The organism is Allobosea sp. RAF48 (assembly GCF_052114025.1).
In the GTDB taxonomy this organism is placed as follows: domain Bacteria; phylum Pseudomonadota; class Alphaproteobacteria; order Rhizobiales; family Beijerinckiaceae; genus Allobosea.
Map to the genome: position 1 here is coordinate 13,608 of NZ_JBFRDZ010000004.1, position 21,895 is coordinate 35,502.

At 64.1% G+C, this 21,895-nt stretch carries 21 protein-coding genes and 3 pseudogenes; 12 read left to right on the forward strand and 12 right to left on the reverse strand.

The features are described 5' to 3' along the window. Window positions 1-37: 37 nt before the first annotated feature. Together AB4Z10_RS08960 and AB4Z10_RS08965 are read right to left on the reverse strand one after the other, a co-directional pair. Window positions 38-1,282: a coiled-coil domain-containing protein gene (locus tag AB4Z10_RS08960; RefSeq protein WP_441470051.1), complete on the reverse strand. Its 1,245-nt coding sequence runs from the start codon at window positions 1,280-1,282 to the stop codon at window positions 38-40. Between the two features lie 217 nt (window positions 1,283-1,499). Beyond that, complete coding sequence (locus AB4Z10_RS08965; protein WP_441470052.1) at window positions 1,500-2,414, reverse strand: alpha/beta hydrolase; 915 nt, start codon at window positions 2,412-2,414, stop codon at window positions 1,500-1,502. Window positions 2,415-2,549: 135 nt separating this feature from the next. On the opposite strand from AB4Z10_RS08965, the gene AB4Z10_RS08970 reads away from it, so the two are divergent. Next, window positions 2,550-2,963: a DUF2177 family protein gene (locus AB4Z10_RS08970; RefSeq protein ID WP_441470053.1), complete on the forward strand. Its 414-nt coding sequence runs from the start codon at window positions 2,550-2,552 to the stop codon at window positions 2,961-2,963. 21 nt (window positions 2,964-2,984) lie between these two features. Here AB4Z10_RS08970 and AB4Z10_RS08975 read toward each other — a convergent pair whose 3' ends face one another. From AB4Z10_RS08975 to AB4Z10_RS09000, 6 genes are all read right to left on the reverse strand, one after another. After that, on the reverse strand, window positions 2,985-4,007 hold the full coding sequence (locus tag AB4Z10_RS08975) for an SAM-dependent methyltransferase (RefSeq protein WP_441470054.1): 1,023 nt from the start codon (window positions 4,005-4,007) through the stop codon (window positions 2,985-2,987). Then, window positions 4,004-4,747, reverse strand: coding sequence for a DUF1295 domain-containing protein (locus tag AB4Z10_RS08980; RefSeq protein ID WP_441470055.1), 744 nt, complete (start codon window positions 4,745-4,747; stop codon window positions 4,004-4,006). The genes AB4Z10_RS08975 and AB4Z10_RS08980 overlap by 4 nt, the downstream gene beginning before the upstream one ends. Before the next feature lie 56 nt (window positions 4,748-4,803). Further along, entirely contained in the window at window positions 4,804-5,430 is a 627-nt protein-coding gene (locus AB4Z10_RS08985; RefSeq protein WP_441470056.1) for a ChrR family anti-sigma-E factor, read from the reverse strand. Beyond that, the gene (locus AB4Z10_RS08990) at window positions 5,427-5,969 is read right to left on the reverse strand and encodes a sigma-70 family RNA polymerase sigma factor (protein ID WP_441470405.1); all 543 of its coding nucleotides are present in this window, start codon (window positions 5,967-5,969) and stop codon (window positions 5,427-5,429) included. The genes AB4Z10_RS08985 and AB4Z10_RS08990 overlap by 4 nt, the downstream gene beginning before the upstream one ends. A gap of 145 nt (window positions 5,970-6,114) precedes the next feature. After that, the gene (locus tag AB4Z10_RS08995) at window positions 6,115-6,483 is read right to left on the reverse strand and encodes a DUF2147 domain-containing protein (RefSeq protein WP_441470057.1); all 369 of its coding nucleotides are present in this window, start codon (window positions 6,481-6,483) and stop codon (window positions 6,115-6,117) included. A gap of 30 nt (window positions 6,484-6,513) precedes the next feature. Further along, complete coding sequence (locus AB4Z10_RS09000) at window positions 6,514-7,107, reverse strand: hypothetical protein (protein ID WP_441470058.1); 594 nt, start codon at window positions 7,105-7,107, stop codon at window positions 6,514-6,516. A 159-nt stretch (window positions 7,108-7,266) separates the two neighbouring features. Between AB4Z10_RS09000 and AB4Z10_RS09005 the strand changes: the two genes are divergently transcribed. The 7 genes and pseudogenes from AB4Z10_RS09005 to AB4Z10_RS09035 all read left to right on the forward strand — a co-directional run bounded on the left by AB4Z10_RS09005 (window position 7,267) and on the right by AB4Z10_RS09035 (window position 12,433). Further along, a complete protein-coding gene (locus AB4Z10_RS09005; protein ID WP_441470059.1) occupies window positions 7,267-8,604 on the forward strand; it encodes an NAD(P)/FAD-dependent oxidoreductase in 1,338 nt (445 codons plus the stop codon). Then, complete coding sequence (locus tag AB4Z10_RS09010; protein WP_441470060.1) at window positions 8,601-9,398, forward strand: DUF1365 domain-containing protein; 798 nt, start codon at window positions 8,601-8,603, stop codon at window positions 9,396-9,398. The genes AB4Z10_RS09005 and AB4Z10_RS09010 overlap by 4 nt, the downstream gene beginning before the upstream one ends. A 35-nt stretch (window positions 9,399-9,433) precedes the next feature. Beyond that, complete coding sequence (locus AB4Z10_RS09015) at window positions 9,434-10,636, forward strand: class I SAM-dependent methyltransferase (protein WP_441470061.1); 1,203 nt, start codon at window positions 9,434-9,436, stop codon at window positions 10,634-10,636. A 124-nt stretch (window positions 10,637-10,760) separates the two neighbouring features. Next, window positions 10,761-10,877: pseudogene (locus tag AB4Z10_RS09020) on the forward strand (alpha/beta hydrolase); the annotation flags it as partial. Then, a pseudogene (locus AB4Z10_RS09025) lies at window positions 10,863-11,015 on the forward strand (aldo/keto reductase); the annotation flags it as partial. The pseudogenes AB4Z10_RS09020 and AB4Z10_RS09025, both read left to right, overlap by 15 nt. Window positions 11,016-11,247: 232 nt before the next feature. Further along, window positions 11,248-12,011, forward strand: a protein-coding gene (locus AB4Z10_RS09030) for an IS5 family transposase (RefSeq protein ID WP_441470062.1) whose coding sequence is annotated in 2 segments (ribosomal slippage) — window positions 11,248-11,589 and window positions 11,592-12,011 — 762 coding nt in all. Because the reading frame shifts where the segments join, the coding sequence is not laid out codon by codon here. Window positions 12,012-12,184: 173 nt separating this feature from the next. Then, window positions 12,185-12,433: a hypothetical protein gene (locus tag AB4Z10_RS09035; protein WP_441470063.1), complete on the forward strand. Its 249-nt coding sequence runs from the start codon at window positions 12,185-12,187 to the stop codon at window positions 12,431-12,433. A 92-nt stretch (window positions 12,434-12,525) separates the two neighbouring features. On the opposite strand, the gene AB4Z10_RS09040 is transcribed toward AB4Z10_RS09035, so the two are convergent. Next, a complete protein-coding gene (locus AB4Z10_RS09040) occupies window positions 12,526-13,251 on the reverse strand; it encodes an outer membrane protein (protein WP_441470064.1) in 726 nt (241 codons plus the stop codon). A 781-nt stretch (window positions 13,252-14,032) separates the two neighbouring features. Here AB4Z10_RS09040 and AB4Z10_RS09045 point away from each other — a divergent pair. Further along, the gene (locus AB4Z10_RS09045; protein ID WP_441470065.1) at window positions 14,033-15,418 is read left to right on the forward strand and encodes a TAXI family TRAP transporter solute-binding subunit; all 1,386 of its coding nucleotides are present in this window, start codon (window positions 14,033-14,035) and stop codon (window positions 15,416-15,418) included. A 133-nt stretch (window positions 15,419-15,551) separates the two neighbouring features. Here the strand turns inward: AB4Z10_RS09045 and AB4Z10_RS09050 are convergent. Beyond that, window positions 15,552-15,989: pseudogene (locus AB4Z10_RS09050) on the reverse strand (IS3 family transposase); the annotation flags it as partial. Window positions 15,990-16,208: 219 nt separating this feature from the next. Here AB4Z10_RS09050 and AB4Z10_RS09055 point away from each other — a divergent pair. After that, the gene (locus tag AB4Z10_RS09055) at window positions 16,209-16,655 is read left to right on the forward strand and encodes a tripartite tricarboxylate transporter TctB family protein (protein ID WP_441470066.1); all 447 of its coding nucleotides are present in this window, start codon (window positions 16,209-16,211) and stop codon (window positions 16,653-16,655) included. Window positions 16,656-16,671: 16 nt separating this feature from the next. Continuing rightward, window positions 16,672-18,171, forward strand: coding sequence for a tripartite tricarboxylate transporter permease (locus AB4Z10_RS09060; RefSeq protein ID WP_441470067.1), 1,500 nt, complete (start codon window positions 16,672-16,674; stop codon window positions 18,169-18,171). A gap of 1,099 nt (window positions 18,172-19,270) precedes the next feature. Here the strand turns inward: AB4Z10_RS09060 and AB4Z10_RS09065 are convergent. Then, complete coding sequence (locus tag AB4Z10_RS09065; RefSeq protein WP_441470068.1) at window positions 19,271-20,200, reverse strand: Bug family tripartite tricarboxylate transporter substrate binding protein; 930 nt, start codon at window positions 20,198-20,200, stop codon at window positions 19,271-19,273. A gap of 175 nt (window positions 20,201-20,375) precedes the next feature. On the opposite strand from AB4Z10_RS09065, the gene AB4Z10_RS09070 reads away from it, so the two are divergent. Next, complete coding sequence (locus tag AB4Z10_RS09070) at window positions 20,376-21,344, forward strand: D-2-hydroxyacid dehydrogenase (RefSeq protein ID WP_441470069.1); 969 nt, start codon at window positions 20,376-20,378, stop codon at window positions 21,342-21,344. Here the strand turns inward: AB4Z10_RS09070 and AB4Z10_RS09075 are convergent. Continuing rightward, the gene (locus AB4Z10_RS09075; protein ID WP_441470070.1) at window positions 21,332-21,844 is read right to left on the reverse strand and encodes a MarR family winged helix-turn-helix transcriptional regulator; all 513 of its coding nucleotides are present in this window, start codon (window positions 21,842-21,844) and stop codon (window positions 21,332-21,334) included. The two genes, AB4Z10_RS09070 and AB4Z10_RS09075, sit on opposite strands and share 13 nt — an antisense overlap. Window positions 21,845-21,895 lie beyond the last annotated feature (51 nt).

The following is a 21,895-nucleotide window of genomic DNA, read 5'->3' on the forward strand; positions in this document are numbered from 1 at the left end:
GAACGATGAGCCGGAGCAGCACGGCCTGACAGGCGCTTCACCGACCCAAGGTGTCGAGCCTCTCCTTCGCCTCCCGAATGCCGCCCGCATGCGCCTTCGCGTAAAGCTCGCGCGCCTTTGCCACCTCGCCCCGCGTTCCAAACGTTCTCCAGGCAGAGAGAATGTTGGGGTCGTATGTCTCCGCCAGCATGAAGACCGCGCGAGCACTGCCCAGCTCTGCGGCACGTTCGAGGACGGTCCGCGCAGCACCGATGTCGCCTTGGCCGAGCAGCGAGGCAGCGCGCGCAATCATTCTCACCGCCTCGGGGCTGCCTTGCACGTCCGAGGCAGCCGGCGACGCCATGGCTGTGCCGGCCGTAGATGCGATCTCCCGCGAAAGGGGCATGTTTGTCGCCGTTTCCGGCTGAATGCGCGCAGCAGCCGCGCGTCGCGCCGCATCGAGTTCGGCAGCCCCAGCTGCGGCTTGGTCGCGCTCTTGCCTGAGCGCCTGTTGAAGCCCCGCCACTTCCGCCTCATAGGCTCGCCTGCGGAGTTCCGTCTGTTCGCCGATCAGGCGAAACTGCACGGCCAGCCTTTCGTTCACCTGCCGCGCCGTCGCCAGCTCGCTCTCCAATGCGGCGCTGCGGGCTCGCTCCTCGTCGAGTGCCTGGGTGTGCCGCGCCGTGGTTGCCAGCAATTCCTGTCGCGCAGCCGCGGCGTGCTCTGCGAGGACTGCGGCCCGCTCGCGCTCCTGTTTGAGCACCTGCTCGGCCGTCGGCCCCGCTTGCAGCTGCGCTTCCAAATGCTCGATGGTACGCCGGGCTTCGGCGAGTTCCTGCTCCAGGGCTGCCTCTTGCGCCAAGACTTCGGGCGGCTTCCGGCCCGGGGATTGCTGCGCATCTGGTGCGGGCGTCGCCGCGGCCGGCTGCTCCCGCACAGTCTGCGCCTCTTCCGCGGGTGGGCTGGCCTGGCTGTCGACGGCTCGCCGGACCTCCGGGAGGGCGGTCTTCGAGTCCCTGCTCGCCAAGCCGGTATCTTGAGCGACGATGCCATCGCTGACAGGTGTTTCGGCAGCCACTTGCTTTACATGGTAAATCAGTATCGTCGCCGCAGCGATTACAGTGACGACGGGCGTAAAGAAGCGCCGCCAATGCGTCGGCGCGATCTTGATGGGGCCGTGGTCCTCCCCACCCCAATCGCCCGCCTCCGGCGACCGGCGACCGACGTCGTAAATCGCATTCGCATCGTCCTCGACGATGACGCAATGCCCGTCTTTCGGTGCGGTCTCGATCGCGTGGCGCATGTAAAAGACGCCTGCTTTGACGGCGTTATCGAACCATAACTTCTCCGCTTTGCCTACGAAGGAGCCCTAATCTCCGCATGGCAAGTATGGGGCACAGTATCCCGAATTGCGGCGCTACGCCACACGGACTTCGGGGCGTGCTGACGTCTTGCGACGGCCTGTCTCTATGAACCGCCTCCGGTACCGGCCGCCGCAATGCGACCCGCACTCAATTGTCTCATTTCTCGCTTGTTAGCCGGGGCATTCGATGCGAGGCCGGCCTGCCCGCCGGGTCACCTCGCGTCGCTTTCAAGAATGCGACGACATCGTCGAGAACCGGCGCCTGCCATTGCAACAACCTGGAGATCGCAGTTGCCATTCCCGCGTGGTCGAGCCCCGGATAAATCTTAAGCGAGACCGACTTGGCGCCAGCACTTTTGAGCGCCTGGGCCAGCCGCTCGCTGTTGCGTGGCAGGACCGTGGTGTCCTCCGAGCCCGTCGCCAGAAAGATCGGCGGAGCGTCGCGGCGAGCAAAGTTGACCGGCTGCGTCTGGATAAGGTCGCGGGCGTTTCCGAACGCCTCCTTGGTGACGTCGATGTCGAGCGGCAGAAAGTCATAGGGGCCGGAGAGCCCGACGGTGGAGCGGATGTGGTTGGCGCGCAGTCCAACGGCGGCAAGATAGCGATTGTCCAAGGTCAGCATCATCGCGTTATAGGCGCCGGCCGAGTGCCCCATGAGGTGCAGCTCTCGCGGCGTACCGCCGAAGCGGGCGATGTTGTCGCACACGAAACGCAGCGCCAGCGCGCCGTCCTCGATGAAGACCGGAAAGCGGACCTCGGGCACCAGGCGATAATCCGCGATCACCGTGACGAAGCCGCGCGAGGAAAGCGCGTCTCCGACGAACGCATAGGTCTCTCTGGCACCATTGGCCCATGAACCACCATAGATGAAAAAGACAACCGGCTTGGGAGCATCTCCGCCGCCCCGCGGAACATAGATGTCCATTCGCTGCCGGGGATGCGGGCCATAGGCGACGTCACGCGCCCCCTCGGTCAGACCGCCCGGGCGCAGCGCGGCGCAACCCGGAAGCGCCGCCGCAGCAAGCATGGGAACGATCGCGCGGCGGGAGATTTCGGTCGTCATGGTCGCCATCGGCCTGAGGATCATCCCACTCAATACGCCCCGCTCACCGGGATGGATCTGCTTCCCGGCTGCGCGAAAGCCCGATGTGATACTGAACCGCTAAGGCCTGCGCGACGTATCTCCTGCGCAACCCTGGAGGTCGTGATGCGCTTCGTCGCCGGCTACGTCGCTTTTCTTGTCGCCTTTGGGATCTGCGATGCCATCTGGCTCGGCACGATGACCGCGAGGCTCTATCGGCCTGCGCTCGGCGACCTGATCATAGAACAAGTGCGATACTGGCCGGCTGCGCTGTTCTATTTCGGCTTCCCTCTTGGCGTGGTCCATTTCGCGCTGATGCCGGCGTTGCGCGACGGCGGCGGAAGCGCCGCGCTGGTCAACGGCGCGCTGATCGGCCTGCTCGCCTATGCGACCTATGACCTGACGAACTACGCCACGCTGCGTCCCTGGACGCTGACGATCACACTCGCGGACCTCGCCTACGGCACGGTCGTCGTCGGTTTCTGCAGTTGGATCGCCTATGGCGCGGTTCGCCGCGCCATAGAATGGGGATGGGTGTAGGCCTCGCCATCGGCTCTTCGATCAGGCGGGTCGCAACCTGTAGTGGTGGACGCCCCAGGCGTCGCCGTTGGCATGGCCGAACAACCCGCTCGTCGCCAGAAAGAACAGGCGCCAGCGCCGCCGCCAGAGCGGCGCTTCCGTGCCATAGACCTCCCGCAGGATCGGATCGATCATCGGCAGGTTGCGATCGAAATTTGCCAGCCAATCCTCTGCGGTGGCCCGGTAGTGTTCGCCGTTCCAGCGCCACTCGGCCTCGACGGCGAATAGATCGGGGAACTGATGCGCGAGCGTCGCGCTCGGCATCAGGCCGCCGGTAAAGAAATGCTGCGCGATCCAGTCGCCCGCATCGGTGGCGTCGAAGCGGTAGCAGCCTTGCGTGTGGGCGAAGACATGGATGAAGAGCCGGCCGTCCGGCTTCAGCCACTCGCGAATCCGCCCGAGAAGCGCGCGCCAGTTCGCCATGTGCTCGAACATCTCCACGGACACGACGCGATCGAAATGCTCCTCCGTCGCGAAATCGTTCATGTCCGCGGTAACGACGCGAAGATTTCCGAGGTGGCGGCGCTGCGCCTGCTCCTCGATGAAGGCGCGTTGCGAACTCGAGTTGGAGACAGAGACGATCCGCGCCTTCGGATAGCGCTCCGCCATCCATAGTGACAACGAGCCCCAGCCGCAGCCGAGCTCGAGGATATCCTGCCCGTCGGCGAGGCCGGCATGCTCTGCCGTCAACGCCAGCGCCGTCTCTTCCGCCGCTGCGAGCGTGTCGCCGGGGTCGGCGTAATAGCAGCAGGAGTATTTGCGCCTGGAGCCGAGTACATGCTCGAAGAATGCGGCAGGCACTTCGTAGTGCTGGGCGTTGGCGGCGTCGGTATGAACGGCGATCGGAAACCCTGCCATATCGCCGGCAAAGGCGGCCGCCTCCGTCGATCGCGCTGCGAGCGAGCGATTGGTGCGCCCGACCAGCGAGGCGATCACCATCCGGCTGACCGCGTCGGGAACGGGGAGGCCTTCGCCCCAGTTCGAGAGCCTCTGCATGATTGTCATGGCGTCGCTCCTTTCGGCGGCAGCGGAATCAGGGCGCTGGTTCGGCGCTGGTAGTCGCGATAGGCCGCTCCATGCTTGGCGAGCATGTGCTCTTCCAGAGGCGGGATGCCGGAAATGCGCGTCAGCAGCAGCGTGATGCAGGCAGGTGCCAGCAAGGCGAGCCAGCCCCAGGGGTAACCGGCCGCCGGCGCGATGACCGCGTAGCAGCACCAGAGCAGGCATTCGAAGAAGTAGTTGGGATGGCGCGACCAACGCCAAAGACCACGGTCGCAGACGCCGCCCGTGCCCGAGCGGGCGAAGGCGTGCAGTTGCCCGTCCGCGACGGCCCCGCCTGCAAGGCCCACGACAAAAATGACAATGCCTGCGAGGTCCCTCCAGGCCAGCGAAGGTGCGGTATTATGGGCTGCCAGGACGATCCCAAGCACCAAGGGGATGCTGACCAGCGCCTGTATCTGGAGCAGCCGAACCATTTGCCGAGGCGCGTCGCTGCCCCAGCCGCGCTTGAGCTTGGCATAGCGCGGATCCTCGGCGATGCCGCTCGTGCGCCGCGCGATGTGCAGGCCGAGCCGAAGCGCCCAGGCCAGTGCGAGCGCGGCCACGAGCAGACGTCGAGACATCGGCCCCGCCCCGAAAGGCAGCAGCGCGGCAACGACGCCCGTGGCACCCACCCCGAAGGTCCAGACAACATCGATCCAGCCGGAGTTGCCGGTCCGGCGCTCGATTACGGTGGCCAATGCCATGAACGCCGACATCGCCACTGCCGCGAAAGCAACAGCCGCGGCGAAGGAGGCGATCGTCAAAACCGCACCAGCGGCTGCAGCAGCCGGCCGAGCCAGCCTTGGAGCAGCACGTTTCCGGTCATGGCGACGATACAGGTGCAACCCTCGACAGGATCGACGCGCGGCGTGTGATCGTGCTCGGAATCGGCTTCGTCGAAGTCCCCGGCCGCATAGCGACCGTATTCGTGCTCATAGGCGCCCGCGAGGATCGTGGTCCATTCGAAGCCGCTATGCTTGTGATGCGGCAGTGCGATCCCCGGCCCGGCACGCAACATGAAGACGCGTGCATCCGCGCCGGGAACGTCGACGCGCCGCATGGCGATGCGGATGCCGATCGGGCGCCAGGGACCGAGGCCATAGGGGCGCAGGACTTGTGGCATCCCGGCTTCGAGCGTCGGACCGGCCGCAACGGATACCGGCGCGGCTTGTGCTGCGGTGCTCGTATCGCGTGGGCCGGAGGCCATCGCGACGGGCTCCTCGGCTTCCAGCAGCGCGCCCTGCACGGCCTCGAGTTCCCGCAGCCGCTGCCGGCTCTGCCGATCCGCCTCGATATGACAGGCGACAACCACCGCCAGGCCTTCGTCGAGCTGTCCTGCGGCGAAGGCGGCGAGCGTCTCGTCGGATGGGCGATGCACGATGCTCATCGCAGATCCTCCAGCCGGCCGCGCAGATGCGACAGAGCCAGGCGCAGGCGGGACTTCACCGTGCCCAGCGGAATGGCGAGGCGATTGGCGACATCCTGGTGGCTGAAGCCTTCCAGGAAGGCGAGTTCGACCACACGGTACTGATCGGGAGAGAGCTGGGTCATCGCAGCGCGCACGCGTGCGTCGCGTTCGGCGCCAGATAGTGTCGCATCGGGTTGTTCGGGGGCTTCTTCATCCAAAATCTCGTAAGCTTGCGACAGCCGCGAGCGCGTTTCGCGACGGGCAATATCGATGCGCAGATTGCGCGCGATCGTGGCGATCCAGGTCGAAGCGCTCGCTTTCGCGGGGTCGAACAGCGCCGCCTTGCGCCAGACGGCCAGCAGCGTCTCCTGTGCGACTTCCTCGGCCAGCTCGGCCGAGGCGCCGCCGCGCATCAGCAATCCCTTCACCCGCGGCGCGAAATGGTCGAACAGCGCAGCAAAAGCCTCCCGGTCGCCCGAACGCGCGATGGCGGCAATCAATACATTCGGGTCGAACAAGACGACGAACCCACCTCCTTGCGCGATAGCTCCCGCCTTGCGCATGCCATCGACAGTCAGGGCGAGTGCGGGAACCATATGACAGTTACGCGGATGTCGGCACGTTGGATCACTAGCCCTCGCTTCATAGTGACTTCGGCCGGCATCACTCGACGGCCTTCCAGTTCACGTCGCGGCAGATCAGGCGCCCGACGATGCAGCCGCGTGTGGTGAGCGCGCCCGCCGTTGCCGTGATCGTCATGGAGTAGCTCCAGTCGCGCTTGGGATCATAGGCATTTCCGGAGAAGGTGCCGTCGGGCTGGCGGGCCAGTGTCATGATGAGCCTGTCGCCGGCGGCCTCGCCCTTGCTGGTGTCGCCGATCCAGAGATTGGTTGCGCAGATCTTGTCGCCGCACGGTGCGATCCGCACGCGGGCATTGCCGTCGTCGCGCAGCCAGGTCCCGTCGAGATCACCCGCGGCCGCACCTCCAGCCGAAAGAGCAGCAAAGGCGAGAGCGAGCAGAAAGCGCCTCATGACGATGTCCTTTCAGCGAATGCGTCTCGTCTACGCTCCGCTTGCCTCCGTGGTTTCATCCGAGCGCGAAATTGTGTCGAGGCGCGCGGCGACAAGCCAGCCGATCAGCGCGGTCAAGGATGCGGCGCTCAGAAAGTTCAGGCGCTGCAAGGCCGCGTATTCTCCGGCCTCGTAGAGGTGCAGCGGCGTCCCCAGCAACGCTGCCGGCAGCAGATAGGCAATGAAGGCCAGCGCCACGAAGCCCAGTGCGAAGAGGCGCTCGGAGCGGCGAAACAGCATCAGCGCGAGCATCAGGCAGGGATACAGGAAGGCCTCGACCCCTGAGCCGGTACCGAAGGCGACGCGGCAGAGCAATGTGTTGCCGATGCCCGCCAGGAGAAGCAGCGATCGCCCGAACAAGGGGCTGCACCGCATGGCCGCCGGCACGGCCGCAAAGAACGGCGTCGACAGGAAGGTGACATAGGACGGCGCGATGGCGGGCGAGACCGCCCAATAAAGATAAAGTGGATAGAAGGGCTGGTTCGAGACAATCACGAGCGCGACGGTATTGGCGATCGCGGCCCGCGGGTCGGGATGCGCTGCATAGGCACCGATCGCAGCGGACACCCGCTTCAGCTGCCTCACGAGCATTATCCAACCCTCTCGCGGAATGCTTCATCCATTCTGCGCTTACGCAGGAACCCCGGCGGTGGGTCACACGGCCTGCGCGTTTTTAGTGAGGCCGGGGCAAATCCAGTCCGGTCCAGGCCGCGTATACCCGTCATGAAAAGCGGAGACGCGACGATGGAGCGGGCACAGGGAGAGGCGACGAGGGTCGCCGTGATCGGTGCCGGCATCTCCGGCCTCTCGGCTGCGTGGCTGCTGGGGCAAGCACATGACGTGGTGCTGTTCGAGGCGGCGCCCCGCCTCGGCGGCCATGCGAACACGGTTCGCGTCGCCGGCGATGGCGGCGAGACGGCGGTCGATACCGGCTTCATCGTCTACAATGAGGCGACCTATCCGAACTTCATCGCCCTGATGGAGCATCTTGGCGTCGCCACGCAGCCGACCGAGATGTCCTTCGCGGTGTCTCTCGATGGCGGCCGGCTTGAATATAGCGGCACCAGTGTCTCCGGCCTGTTCGCCCAGCGCAGCAATCTGATGCGGCCGCGCTTCTGGGCGATGCTGCAGGACATCACCCGCTTCTACCGAAACGCATCCAGGGACGCGCTGGCGGGCGGTGCGGCCGACGTCTCGCTCGGCGACTACCTCGCCGCCGGCGGCTATGGCGCCGCGTTCCGGGACGACCACCTGCTGCCGATGGCGGCTGCGATCTGGTCGGCACCCTGCTCGGAGATCCTGTCCTATCCGGCCACCGCCTTCCTGCGCTTCCATCACAATCACGGATTGCTCCAACTCACCGACCGACCGATCTGGCGCACCGTGACCGGCGGCAGCGGCGTCTATGTGCAGAAGCTGCGCACCGCCTTTTCCGGCGAGGTGAGGGTCGGCTCGCCCGTGAGGCAGGTTCGGCGCGGAGCCAACGATGTCGTTCTGATGGGCGACGGCTGGAACGAGACGTTCAGCCATGTCGTCTTCGCCACCCATGCCGACCAGGCGCTTGCCATGCTCGCCGATCCCGGCACGGCGGAAGCCGAGGCGCTCGGCGCCTTCCGTTACAGCCGCAACCGCGCGGTGCTGCATGGTGATACGGCGTTGATGCCGAAGCGGCGCCGCGCCTGGGCGAGCTGGAACCATATTGGCGACCGCGCCCAGCCGGATTCCGCCTGCGCCGTCACCTACTGGATGAACCTGCTTCAAGGCCTGCCGGAAGGGCGGCCTCTCTTCGTCACCCTCAACCCGCCCGACACGCTGCGTGCGGACACCATCCTCCACGAGGAAACCTACGAGCACCCGCTCTTCGATGCGGCGGCGCTCGAGGCACAGGCGCGGCTCTGGTCGCTGCAAGGGACGCGGCGCAGCTGGTTCTGCGGCGCCTATTTCGGATCGGGCTTCCATGAGGATGGCTTGCAGGCCGGGCTCGCCGTCGCGGAGGCGCTTGGCGGCGTCCGTCGGCCCTGGCGGGTTCGCAACGAGTCCGGGCGCATTCCAGTCGCACCCCGGCTGGAGCAGGCCGCATGAGCTGGCAATCCGCTCTCTATGTCGGTCGTGTCAGGCATCATCGGTTCCGGCCCCGGCCGCATGCGCTGGCCTATCGCGTTTTCTGGATGCTGCTCGACCTCGACGAGATCGATCGGCTGGCTGCGAAGCTCACGCTGTTCTCGCGCAACCGCTTCAATCTCTACGCCTTTCGTGACGCGGACTACGGGGATCGCAGCGGACGGCCGCTGCGCCCGCAGATCGAGGCCGCCCTGGGCAATGCCGGGATCGAGCATGATGGCGGCCCGATCCGGCTGCTGACCATGCCGCGTATCCTCGGCTACGCCTTCAATCCGCTCAGCACCTATTTCTGCTACCGCCGCGACGGCAGTCTCTGCGCCACCATCTACGAAGTGCACAACACCTTCGGCGAGGTTCACAGCTATGTCGCGCCCGCCGATAGCGCCGGAGGCGCGCTGCGGCAGGAGGCGGACAAGCTCTTTCACGTCTCGCCCTTCATGGGCCTCGACATGCGCTATGCCTTCACGGTCGTGCCGCCCGCGGAGCGTGTCTCCGTCGCCATCGACGGCCATGACTCCGAGGGACGCCTGATCACGGCGGTGCTGAGCGGCGAGCGAACGGTGCTGAGCGATGCAGTCCTGCTGCGACTGCTCGCAACGCATCCGCTCCTCACGCTGAAGGTCACTGCCGCCATCCACTGGCACGCGCTGCGGTTGTTGGCAAAGCGCATTCCATGGTGGCCGCACCCGACTGCGCCGGAGCGCCCCTTCAGCCTCGGCAGCGCCGTGGCGCCGCATGCGAAAGGACCGATTTAGCCATGAGCCGGCCCGATGCCGAACAGCATTTTCGCATGCCCGAACAAGCGCTCGCGCTGCCGCGCGGCATCGGGCTGTCGCGCTGGTTCCTGCGCCGATTGCTCTCAAGCATCGCCATCGGCCACCTCACCGTCTTTACGCCTGACGGCGAACGGCTTTGCAGCGCGCAAGGCGCGCCCGGGCCGCAAGCGACGATGATCCTGACCAACTGGCGGTCGATACGCCGCCTCCTGCTCGACGGGGATATCGGCCTGGCCGAAGCCTATCGCGACGGCGACCTCCATACGCCGGATCTCACCGCGTTGATCGAGCTCGGCGCGCGCAACAGTGCGACATTGCGAAAGCTTGTGTCAGGCGTCTGGCCGGCGCGCCTGTTGAACCGATTGCGTCACCGACTCAACGCTAACACCCGCCGCGGCAGCCGCCGCAACATCACCGCGCATTACGATCTCGGCAATGAGTTCTACGGCCACTGGCTCGACACCAGCATGATGTACTCCTCCGCGCTCTATGAAGCGCCGACGGAAGCGCTCGAGGCCGCACAGCAGCGCCGGCTCGACCGGATCGTCGCCATGCTCGGCCTTTCGGGCGGCGAGCATATCCTCGAGATCGGCTGCGGCTGGGGCGCGCTGGCGGAGCGGCTGGCCCGCGAAGGCTGTCGCGTGACCGCCATTACCTTGTCGCCGGCGCAGCTCGAGGCCGCGCAACGGCGCATCGCTGAAGCCGGCCTTGCCGAGCGCGTCAGCCTGCGGCTTCAGGACTACCGCGACATCTCCGGCCAGTTCGACCGCATCGTTTCGATCGAGATGATCGAGGCGGTGGGGCGCGCCTATTGGCCGTCCTACTTCGCGACGCTCCGACGCTCGCTGCGGCCCGGCGGACGTGTCGTCCTGCAAGCGATCACGATCGACGACGCCCTGTTCGAGGACTATCAGCGGGGCACCGACTTCATCCAGCGCTACATCTTCCCCGGCGGCTGCCTGCCATCGGTGCCGGCGGTGAGGAGCAGCGCGAAGGCGGTCGGTCTCGGAGTGGTCGAACAGCTCGACTTCGGCGACAGCTACGCCCTGACTCTGAAGGATTGGCGCCGGCGCTTCCTGGAGCGCTGGACCGAGATCGCGCCGCTTGGCTTCGACGAGCCATTTCGCCGGCTGTGGGAATTCTATCTCTGCTATTGCGAAGCCGGCTTTCGCACCCGGACGATCGACGTCAACCTGATCGCCCTGCGCGGCCGCTAAGGAGCGGGGCGTTCCACATCGGCGTTCTGCGCGCCCGCCGGTAGACTTCGAGATCGCAGCCGCCATTCACGGCGTGACCGTCCGGTGAAGGAGGGACGCGGCCGCGATGCTGCGACTGTAAATCGAGTCGGCTCGAAGCTGGGAGACGACTTCGGACGGGCGCGAGGGCTTCCAGACACTCTTCCTCCGCCGCGGGCGGGCCGGAAACAGCACCGTCGCGACGACGATCGAACCCATCCCACGGCTGGAAGAAAACCTCGGAGCGGTCGATCTGAACCTGACAACCAGCGATCTCGCCGAGATCGACGCAGAGGCCTCCGCAATCAAGGTGCAGGGAAAGCGCCTGCCCGAAGCCGTTTTGAAGATGACCGGGCACTGACAGCAACGAGGACGATCGCCGTACTTTCCAGGCACGACGGCTGGACAGGCCATGTTCAAATTCGTGTTCGACGCCATCGGGACATGTTGGGAGATCGATGCGCGGCAGCCTCTCTGCCTCGCTGCGACAGGTGAGACGCCGCCCCGAGGAGCCGTGGACTCTAGGAGCCGTGGACTCTTGGGATTCCCACAGGCGCTGAGGTGTGATTCAAGGCTGTCTTTTGGAGGCAGCCATGGGCGTTCTGGACCGCCTGATTCTTCGGGACGATCAATGGGAGCGGCTATCGCCCCACATCATCGGCGATGAGCGGACGCGCGGTTCGTCTGGCCGCGACAACCGGATGTTCGTGGAAGCGGTCTTGTGGATCGTGCGAACCGGTTCGCCCTGGCGCGATCTGCCCGAGGTTTTCGGCGACTGGAACAGCGTCTTCCGGCGCTTCAGCCGCTGGAGCCACAAGGGCGTCTGGTGGCGCATCTTCGCGGCGATGTCGGACGATCCGGACTTCGAATATCTGATCGTCGATTCCACGATCATCCGCGCTCACCAGCACGCGTCGGGTGCTAAAAAAGGGGCCTTGAAGATCAGGCCCTCGGCCGTTCCCGCGGCGGCCTGAGCACCAAGATCCACATGGCCGTCAGAGGCCTTGGTTGCCCAGTGCGCTTCTCCCTGACCGCTGGACAGCAAGGTGATTGCCCGCAGGCTCACGCCCTGATCGAGGGACTGCCCGCAAAGGTCGTCATGGCGGACGCTGCCTATGACGCCGATCCCCTCAGACGAGAAATTGCCGAGAAGGGCGCCATCGCCGTCATTCCCAACAACCCGTCACGGGCGCGCAAATATCCCCTCGACAAGCACCTCTACGCTCAGCGCCACCTGATCGAATGCTGCTTCTCAAGGCTTAAGCAGTTTCGTCGTGTCGCAACGCGCTTCGAGAAGACAGCCAGGCACTACCTCGCCGTCGTGACAATCGCCGCGACGATCCTATGGATCAGATAACTGTCCACGGATCCGAGGGCTTCCGTATTTTTGATGCGTGATTCAAGGCTGTCTTCTGGAGGCAGCCGTGGGCGTCCTAGACCGCCTGCTTCCTCGGGACGACAAGTGGGAGCGGATTCGCCCACATCATCGGTGACGAACGGACGCGCGGCTCGTGGGGCCGGGACCACCGCATGTTCGCCGAGGCTGTGTTGTGGATCGCGCGGACCGGTTCGCCCGGACTTAGCGACAACATTCTCAGGCCATTGATGCTCAGCGGAGGTTTGGACGTGCCCATGCCGATCATTCTGATCGGGGTGATCGGCGGCATGATTTCTGATGGGCTCTTAGGCCTTTTCCGTCGGCCCCGTCCTTCCAGCCATCAGCTATGTGCTGCTGATGGAGTGGATACAGCAGCAATTAGGGTGATGACCGATGGATAGTTCACGGTCTTGCCGCGGATTAAACCGGGGTAAAAGTGGATGACCGCCCATGAAAACAGCCCAGCCACCGGCTGGGCTGTTTTCGTCTCAATTCACCATTTGTAGTTCACACCAACCCGAAGAATGCCACCGCCTCCGCTTCGATCGGTGGTGGCAGTATAGGTGCCGGCCGGCAGCACCCCGCCGATTGGGTTGTTGAAGAATCGAGTCTTCCGGCCTTCGCTCGTCTCGACGTAGAGGCCTTCGACCTTAACCGACCAGTTGTTGGTAAAGGCGTATTCAACACCGCCGCCCAGCGTCCAGCCGACATTGCTCGTGTTGTTGCCCGTCAGCGGGTTACTATTCAGGCCGCCATAGGCCAGACCGCCTGTGACATAGATCAGTGTGCGATCAAAGGCATAACCAACACGGGCACGAACGGTGCCCAAATAGCCCCCGTTATTTCCGCCCCCGTTGCCCCACCACGTGTAGGGTCCCCACGCGACGCGGCCGCCGACATCGACATACTGAATATCGGTCTCAAGGCCGTACACAATCGCGCCGGATTGCCAGTTGTAACCGATCTGGCCGCCGCCGACGAAGGAGCCGTCGCCGCCGCCGCCAGACAAGATGCCGGAAGAGGCGGCCGTCGGACCGGTGACGATGACATCGCGGGAGTTAGTCCAACCCACGCCGGCGTTGAGACCTATGTAGAACCCTGTCCAGGTGAAAACGGGAACGTAGACGGGGGCCTGTTGTCGCACAGGAAGATCGGCCGAATAGGCGGAAGTCGCTAATCCGGTAGCTAGCAAGGCAGCGGCTGTGAGCGTTATGCGCATATTGTCCTCCAGCTTGTTTGTTTCGCCGAATCAACCATCGCAAATTAAGGGTAAGAATTCATTTTGAATAAATCCCTAAGACGCGATGAGGAGTCGATATTCATTTTTCGACGTACGTATGAAACTCAATTTCGATACTCATCCTTTGCCAACCGACACTATAATTCTGCGCCCACAGAATCCTGCTGCAATTAAAGCGTCGCACGATTGACTAGAACAGGCCCTCCATGCAGTGAGCCGAATATTTCCGATAGCATAGCGAGGCGTAGCCGAATGCTGATATTCAGTTTTGATCTTCGTCTTGAATTACTTGGAAAGCGGTAGTCATCGTGGCGGCGCCTGCGCATGCGCCCAAAACAATCAAAGGGCGCATTCTCAGAGCGTCGCGGCCGAAGAGAATTCCGAGCGTATGCGGGACGGCACCTAGACTAGCCCGACGACCATCACATGGGCGCGGTGCGCTGGCAACTGGGTAGGCATTCCTCATGCCCTACCGAGGCTCATGCGAAGCGAGCCAACGCTGACGTTGGGCGGGTCAGCGTCTGTGACCAGGTTGCGCGCGAGGACCGCCTGCATTGGCCTGCTCAATACGTCACGGCGCATTGGGGCATTGAAGAATTTAGTAGCAAAGTATGGATGACGTCGCCGTGTAGTACGCTAAGCTAGCCCGGCTGAGGTCTTTGGACTGGTCGCCACTGAAGTCGCCCAGGTCCGTGACCGTTGCGGTTCGCGGGCGCTGAGCCGACGTCGTCGAAGCGATGCGTAGCTCGGGGCAAATGCCATGAACATCGCGATCTCGCGTCTGCTCCTTTTAGCCGCTGCGACGCTTGCGCTGATCACGGCTACCAGCGTGGCATATCTGGCATGGTCGCGGCCCCTGCACTTGCGCGTCGCCGCAGGGCCAAAGGACGGAATCGACGCCAAGCTGTTGATTGCGTTGAATCGTCTGCTCGAGATCAACCGTGCCGGGGTGCGCGTGGATTTGGTCGCTACGGCCGACGTGCATGCGAACAATCAACTGCTGGAAAAACGGGAAGTCGATCTGGCTGTCATAAGACTCGACGATCCATTGCCTACAAGCGCGGGGCTGGTGGTGTTGCTGCGCACCAACGTCGTGATCGCTGTCGCACCGGCGCGACACAAGCTGGAGAGCCTTTCCGACGTGAAAGGTAAGCGCCTCGGTCTTGTCTCCCGCACGCCGCTCGACGAACCTTCCTTCGTCAGGTTGCTCGATATGTTGGGCCTCACGCCGGCGGACGTTCATTTGACAATCGTCAAGCCCGAAGACATCGCCGGGCTTATCGCCAGCGGCCGGATCGACTGCCTCGCCGTGATCGGCGTGCCAGCAGATCCCGTGGTCAGGGCAGTGGTTGCCGCGGCGGGCGACAGGAAAAAGAATCCTCCAACCATCCTCAGTATCGAATTTGGCGAATCTCTTAAGCAGAACACTGCGGCCGCAAGCTCCGAGGCGATCGAGAAGTTCGCATTTCCGCGCCTATCTATTCCAGACGAGGACGTCGATACGGTCGGCGTTCCGACCGTACTTGCTGCCAATCGAGCCTCGACCGGCCCACTGCGCGTGCGGCTCTACAATAATGCGATCACGGAGGTGACCCGCAGCCTGCTCGAACGGCGCAGCGAGCTGGCGCGTGAGGTTCCACTGGCCAACCTGATAGCGCCGCCGGAAAGCGAGAAGGAGGACGCGCGCTTTCCAATTCACCCCGGCACCGCAGCGTATCTTGAGGATACGGATACGAGCTGGTCTACCCTCTTCAGCGATCAGATATGGAACGTCGTGCTAGTCGGCGGGGTCGCAAGCTCGGTTCTTGCCGCGGCCAGTAGCTACCTTAAGAAAGGCGGTCCCGATCGCATATCCGAGATCCTGGGCAGTTTGAAGAGCATCACTGAACGCGCCGGGGCCTCCACCGACCCAGCCGACGCGCTCGGCCTTTCGAAGGAGCTTGGTGTTCTTACGATCGACATGGCAACGCTCGGCTATCAACGCCGTTGCAGCTATGAGGAGTTCGCGCCGCTGCAACTCGCATACGAAAGCGCCCGCGACGCTGTGGCCATGCTGCATGCGAGACCCGCGACCGCGGCTCACACGAATGCGACAACGGAAGCAGCAGAGCGACCCGCGCCCCTGGAAAGAGAGCGCACGTCTTGAAACTTGGCCACAAGCGTCAGCGCGCAGCCGAGGCGGAGGCCCGCTGTGATGGTCGGGTTGAACCGACCCGGTTTGGCCGGAGGCCGTTTCGTTTGAGTCACGCCGCCATCGCTGGCTCATCCAGCCTGGCGTATTAGCGCTCGTCGGGTTCTGCTGGCGCGATATTGCCCATCGCCTCCAGCAGCCGGCGGTTGTTGAACCAGTCGATCCATTCAAGCGTCGCGAACTCGACAGCCTCGAACGGGCGCCATGGTCCGCGCCGATGGATGACCTCGGCTTTGTAGAGACCGTTGATCGTCTCGGTGGGCGCCGTTGTCGTCGCCATCGCCGACACTGCCAACCGGCGCTCGTCCCTCCCCCGCCCCAGCCAGGCGCTCTGTGTATTTGATCGAGCCGTATTGGCTGCCCCGGCCGCTATGATGCACGGGTCCGCCGCGATGCGTCGGAACTCGCTGATCGAGGGCCTGCTCCGGCGCGTCCAGCACGAAGCTGGCCTGCACCGTGCGGAAGCCCGCCAGCTGACGGTGCGACGGGCGCAGGCATCGATCACGAAGGCGACGGAGACGAAGCCCGAGGCGATCAGGACCGGTGTCTGCGGATGAAAGGGCGGTCGCGGATGCGCTGCATGCCTTTCCCGTGGAAACACGTCGCCTGCGACCAAACCTTTCGGCTTGCCAACATGTCGATAAAGTAAGTACACCAATTATCGGTAGGCCGTTCATATTAGACCGCCGCCCAAACAAACCGGACCGATAACGGCCCGGAAAGAAAGACACTGGGGGAGGCAAGTATGACGACGCGGTCGGCGGACCTGTGGTCCGGCCTTTTGTTAATGGCGATCGGCCTGTTCGGCTCGATCTGGGCCTATGCGTATTATCCCATAGGAAGCGCGGTCCGGATGGGGCCGGCCTATTTTCCGATTATCCTCGGCGCCTTGCTGGCATCGCTCGGCCTGATCATCACGCTCAACGCGCTGGCAGCCGGTGGGCCGCAGGTCGGCCGCTTCCACTGGCGGCCGCTGGCCCTCATTCTCGCCGCCATCGCAGGCTTCGGCTACCTCATCGGCCCGTCCGGGCTGCTTGTCGCGATCGTCGTCCTTGTCGTGATCGGCGCCGCGGCAGGCCACGAATTCCGTTGGAAGGAAGTTGCGTCCCTCGCTGCGGGGATGGCGATCTTCTCGGCGCTCATCTTCGTGAAAGTGCTGAGCCTGCCCTTCCCTCTTTGGCCATCATTCTGAGCGGATCGAAGACGCCATGGATATCGTCGGCAATCTTTGGTTGGGTTTCTCTGTCGCGGCATCGCCGCTCAACTTGCTGTTTGCGCTGGTCGGCGCGTTGCTCGGCACATTGATTGGCGTCCTTCCCGGCGTCGGTCCGCTCGCCACCATCGCGATGCTGTTGCCGATCACCTTCAATCTCGATCCGACCGGCGCGCTGATCATGCTCGCCGGCATCTATTACGGCGCGCAGTATGGCGGCTCGACCACGGCGATCCTCGTCAATCTGCCCGGCGAAGCGACATCGGTCGTCACCTGCCTCGACGGTTATCAAATGGCCCGCCGGGGCCGCGCCGGTCCCGCGCTCGCGATGGCCGCGCTCGGCTCGTTCTTCGCCGGCTGCGTCGCCACGCTCGTGATCGCCTTCGCGGCGCGTCCGCTCGCCGAGCTGGCGCTGGCTTTTGGGCCTGCAGAATATTTCTCGCTGGTCGTGCTCGGACTGGTGACTTCGGTGGTGCTCGCCAATGGCTCTTTGATCAAGGCCGTGGCGATGACGGTGCTCGGCCTCATGCTCGGCCTCGTCGGCACGGACGTCACGACCGGCACGCTGCGCTTCACGTTCGGCGTACCGGAATTGTCCGACGGCATCGGCTTCGTCATCGTGGCGATGGGCATATTCGGCGTCGCCGAGATCATTCTGAATCTCGAGCAAAAGGAAAAGCGCGAGATCTTCGTCGACAAGGTCAGCAATCTCTATCCGACCAAGGACGATCTGAGACGCTCCTGGAAACCGGTTCTCCGCGGAACGGCGCTCGGCTCCGCGCTCGGAATCCTGCCTGGCGGCGGCGCGCTGCTTGCGTCCTTCGCCGCCTACACGCTGGAAAAGAAGATTTCGAAACATCCCGAGCAATTCGGCAAGGGCGCTATCGAGGGCGTTGCGGCACCGGAATCGGCCAACAACGCCGGCGCGCAGACCTCGTTCATTCCGATGCTCACGCTCGGCATTCCCGGCAATGCGGTGATGGCGATGATGATCGGTGCGATGATGATCCAGGGCATCGCACCGGGCCCGCAGGTGATGACGCAGAAGCCGGAGCTCTTCTGGGGCCTCATCGCTTCGATGTGGATCGGAAACCTGATGCTGGTGGTGCTCAACCTGCCGCTCATCGGCATGTGGATCAAACTTCTGACCATTCCCTACCGCCTGCTGTTCCCGGCGATCCTGGTGTTCATCGGCATCGGCGTGTTCAGCTTGTCGAACAGCGCATTCGATTGCCTGTTGCTGTCGCTCTTCGGTCTGCTGGGCTACGCCTGCGTCAAGCTGGCGTTCGAACCAGCGCCGCTCATCCTTGGTTTCATCCTCGGACCGATCATGGAGGAATATCTGCGCCGCGCGATGCTGCTCTCTCGCGGCGACCCGATGACGTTCCTCCGCAGCCCGCTGAGCGCGCTCTTCCTGGCGATGTCGATTTTGCTCATGATACTGGTGGTCTTGCCGACGATCAAAAACAAGCGAGAGGAAACCTTCGCTGAATGACCGTCCTGACAGTGCGCGCCGCCGGAGCAAGCCGAGCATGGCCGCGGCGCGCAGCCTTCAGACACTTTCGTCCAGCAGTTGCTTCAGCGCTGCCAGGCCGGCAGCGACCGGGTGCCCCGGTCGCAGCGCATTTCGCGGCTAGCCGATTCAGGCGTCGATCGACCCCTTCGCGCCACCTTCTGCGCGCGACGTCTTTCGTCTCTCCTGCCCGGTCGACATACTCACCCAAGCTTGGGAGCAAACCGGGCGTAGGGATCGCAGCAAGGGCCGATGCCTAACAGCTTCGGTAAGGCGGGCAAGTCCACGCCGCCCTTGCCCCTGACACATCAGCAGGATGTATCTCGACCGCCCGCCGCGCGTCATCGAGGCGCGCGTTTTTCTCCGCGATGCCGGAAAAGGTCTGGCGGGCCGGCACTCGCAGCGCCTGAGTCGCCGCAAACAAGGGCGGTCAGCCCGTTGATTGCTTCTCGAAGGCCTGCATTCGACGCCAACAGCGACCGCTCTGTCGTCGCCAGCCCGTTGGCCGCGTCTTCACAGTATCACCCGGCGACGATTGGCCGCTCGTCGTCCGATGCGATGGCCCGCTGAATGAACCGAAGATTCGTCCGGACGGACGGCTTTCTATTGCAGACATGGAATGACCAGATGCAGATCGATGTGGAGGCCGGCCTTGTTCGGTCGCGCGCTGCGCGGCGGAATTCGCGACCCTCCGCAAATGCGATGATCTGCACATCGCGTCGAATGGCGATATTCATTTCACCGATCAGGGCCAGACCGGCTGCACTATCCCAAGGGCCGGGAGTCTGGATCGACGAGAGACGGCCGGCTCGAATGCCTGATCGCGAACCGCGTCAGCCCGAACCGGCTCGCCCTCGATCGTTGCGCCGCGCCGCAAACAAAACGCTGCCAATCACTTATCAGCCGGTTGTATAGGAGCCGCGGCGCCTCATCAGGTCCCATGCGGAGCGCTGTTCCGCCAGCCACATCGGATCCGGTGGCCGGGAAGAAAGAGGCGATTGCGATGAACGGACCGCCGCACCGGAGGCCCTGCTGACCTCCGATGCGGACCGTCATCGGCTTTCTCCAACAGAACGCACTTTCACTGTGCCTTGATGTTGGCCGCCTTGATCAACGATTGCCACTGCGCGAAGTCGGCGCGCATGATCCTGCTCATCTCATCCGCGCTCGTCGGCGCCGGATCGAGTCCGGCGGCGGTAAACCGCCCACGGATATCGGAAGCCTGCAGCGCTTTGGTGATTTCGCCGTTGAGTTTTGCGACCAGATCCGGCGGTGTGGCCGCCGCCGCCAGGAGGGCGATCCAGGAATTGACGGCGAACCCGGGCACGCCCGCTTCCGACACAGTCGGCAGATCAGGCATGGAGGGGGAGCGTTTCGGGTCTGTCATTGCGAGCGCGCGCACCATCCCAGATCGCACGAGCGGCAACACCGCGCCGGTGTCGACGATGCCGACCATCACCTCGCCCGACGCTATCGCAACCGACGCTGGCGAGCCGCCCTTGTAGGGGATCGCAAGCATATCGAGGCCGGCCTCGCGCTTGAGCAATTCTCCCGCGAGATGCGGCAGGCTTCCCGGTCCCGGAATACTGTAGGTGACATGGCCGGGCCGCTCCTTCGCGTATGCGATGAGATCCTTGACCGAATTGATCGGCAACTTCGCATTCACGGCCAGAACCAGCGGGCTGATCGCGGCCATGGAGATCGGCGTAAGATCCTTCAACGGATCGTAACGCAGTTGCTCGAAATGCGGATTGACGGTCAGCGCGCCGGTCGAAATCACGGCAAAGGTATAGCCGTCCGCCGGCATGCGGATCATCGCTTCAATGCCGATCGCGCCGTTGGCGCCCGGACGATTGTCGACAATCACCGGCTGGCCGAGATTTTCCTGCAACTTCTGGCCGATGGTGCGGGCGATCAGATCCGAGCTACCGCCAGGTGCATAAGGCACGATGATGTGCAACGGCTTGCTGGGGAACGACTGACCAAACGCCGTCGTGGTCGCCCCCGCCATGAGCCCGGCGCCAAGCCATCGAGAAACCGCCCGTCGCGTAAACATTCCATCCCTCCCGTTTATTGGCCAGACATGCTGGTCCGTTCATTGGCCCAGACGTGTCTGGACTTTTTGATTGTATACCAATCATTGTTGTACCATCAATATGGAAAGTTCGCATCGCAGCCGGGGAACCATGAAAATCATCGTTTGGACGTCACAGGCCACGTCCGATCTTGCGCAAGGTCTGCAAGCGCTCGGCGTCGATGTTGCGCGCGTGAATGACCAGGCCAGCTTCGCCGCCGGGCTGCCAGGCGCCGACGCGCTCGTCATGATGAGCCAGTTGCGCAACGCCGAGACGGCTCATGCGCTGCGCGATCTGGGCGCGGACGTTCGCTGGATTCAGCTTCTGCTCTCCGGCTACGATGCGGCGCGCGCGCATGGAATTCCGGCCGCAGCCCGGCTGACCACGGTCGGTGACGCCTATGCCAAGGCCGTTGCGGAGCATGCGATGGCGCTCATGCTTGGCCTCTCTCGCCGGCTCGATCTGTCGTTCGCTCGCCAAGCTGCTTGCGCCTGGGCGCCGGATTACGCCGACCGCATGCAGGCGCTCGAAGGCGCGGTCCTCACGGTCGTCGGGCTCGGAGCAATTGGACGGGAGGTCGCGCGCCGGGCGCGGGCCTTCGGCATGCACGTCATCGGCGTCAAACGCCAGGCGACGCCCGATCCGGTTGCCGACGAGGTCTGTGGCACCAGCGAACTCGACAGCGCCCTCGCCCGCGCCGACGTCATCCTGCTCGCTGCGCCCCTCACCTCCGAAACGCGGCACATGATCAGTGCAAGACAACTGGCGATCTGCAAGCCGACGGCGCTGCTGGTGAATGTCGGGCGCGGCGCGCTAGTCGACTCCGCGGCGCTGCGGCACGCCTTGCACAACAACACGCTCGGCGGTGCCGCGCTCGATGTCACCGACCCCGAGCCGCCAGCGGAAAACGACCCGCTCTGGGGCTGCCCGAATTTGATCCTGACGCCGCATATGGGCGGGCGCGGACACGCCCCGTCGCTCGCGCGGGCGGTTGAGCTGGTGATCGATAACGCCAGCCATTTCATCGCCGGGCGGCCGCTGCTGAACCAGATCGATGATCCGACGATCTATGGTCCGTGACCCCGCCCGCCCGCCGGCAGCTCCGGCGTTTCCGCTGCACGCACGGCGATGGACGCAGGCGGCTCGAAGCCGACAAGCCGGCGCATGATGTGGAAGAACTGGCGCCGCTCTTCATCCGACAACGGCGCGAGGATATCCGTCTGGGATCGGCGCACAGCGTCCTGAAGCGCCAGCACAAGCCGCTTTCCAGACGCCGACAGGCTCAGCACGCGCGCTCGCCCATCGACTAGCGAGTGATCGCGGCGCACGAGCTCGCGCCGCTCCAAACCGACGAGAATGCGCCCGACCGTGACGCGGTCGAGCGCGATCAGATCCGCCAGCGTCGCCTGGTCGATTTTCGGATGCAGGTAGAGCACCGTGAGAACCAAATGCTGCGGCGACGTCACCTTGTAGGCGGCCAACTTGGCTTCGATGTCGGCGACAGTAATCTGATGCGCGCGCCGGATGAGAAAGCCAGGCTTGTCCCTCAGGTCGGCGATATCCGCAATCTCATCAAGCATGGCCGGCGCTTTGCGAAATCGGTGAACACCGCATCAATAAACGTTTCAACT

Coding starts and splice junctions, on each gene's coding strand:
- AB4Z10_RS09060 (WP_441470067.1), top strand. CDS start 16,672: ATGGATATCGTCGGCAATCTTTGGTTGGGTTTCTCTGTCGCGGCATCG.
- AB4Z10_RS08970 (WP_441470053.1), top strand. CDS start 2,550: ATGCGCTTCGTCGCCGGCTACGTCGCTTTTCTTGTCGCCTTTGGGATC.
- AB4Z10_RS08980 (WP_441470055.1), bottom strand. CDS start 4,747: ATGGCATTGGCCACCGTAATCGAGCGCCGGACCGGCAACTCCGGCTGG.
- AB4Z10_RS09070 (WP_441470069.1), top strand. CDS start 20,376: ATGAAAATCATCGTTTGGACGTCACAGGCCACGTCCGATCTTGCGCAA.
- AB4Z10_RS09065 (WP_441470068.1), bottom strand. CDS start 20,200: ATGGCGGGGGCGACCACGACGGCGTTTGGTCAGTCGTTCCCCAGCAAG.
- AB4Z10_RS08965 (WP_441470052.1), bottom strand. CDS start 2,414: ATGGCGACCATGACGACCGAAATCTCCCGCCGCGCGATCGTTCCCATG.
- AB4Z10_RS09075 (WP_441470070.1), bottom strand. CDS start 21,844: ATGCTTGATGAGATTGCGGATATCGCCGACCTGAGGGACAAGCCTGGC.
- AB4Z10_RS09010 (WP_441470060.1), top strand. CDS start 8,601: ATGAGCTGGCAATCCGCTCTCTATGTCGGTCGTGTCAGGCATCATCGG.
- AB4Z10_RS08975 (WP_441470054.1), bottom strand. CDS start 4,007: ATGACAATCATGCAGAGGCTCTCGAACTGGGGCGAAGGCCTCCCCGTT.
- AB4Z10_RS09035 (WP_441470063.1), top strand. CDS start 12,185: ATGTTCGCCGAGGCTGTGTTGTGGATCGCGCGGACCGGTTCGCCCGGA.
- AB4Z10_RS09015 (WP_441470061.1), top strand. CDS start 9,434: ATGCCCGAACAAGCGCTCGCGCTGCCGCGCGGCATCGGGCTGTCGCGC.
- AB4Z10_RS09045 (WP_441470065.1), top strand. CDS start 14,033: ATGAACATCGCGATCTCGCGTCTGCTCCTTTTAGCCGCTGCGACGCTT.
- AB4Z10_RS08960 (WP_441470051.1), bottom strand. CDS start 1,282: ATGCGCCACGCGATCGAGACCGCACCGAAAGACGGGCATTGCGTCATC.
- AB4Z10_RS09040 (WP_441470064.1), bottom strand. CDS start 13,251: ATGCGCATAACGCTCACAGCCGCTGCCTTGCTAGCTACCGGATTAGCG.
- AB4Z10_RS09055 (WP_441470066.1), top strand. CDS start 16,209: ATGACGACGCGGTCGGCGGACCTGTGGTCCGGCCTTTTGTTAATGGCG.
- AB4Z10_RS08985 (WP_441470056.1), bottom strand. CDS start 5,430: ATGAGCATCGTGCATCGCCCATCCGACGAGACGCTCGCCGCCTTCGCC.
- AB4Z10_RS09005 (WP_441470059.1), top strand. CDS start 7,267: ATGGAGCGGGCACAGGGAGAGGCGACGAGGGTCGCCGTGATCGGTGCC.
- AB4Z10_RS08995 (WP_441470057.1), bottom strand. CDS start 6,483: ATGAGGCGCTTTCTGCTCGCTCTCGCCTTTGCTGCTCTTTCGGCTGGA.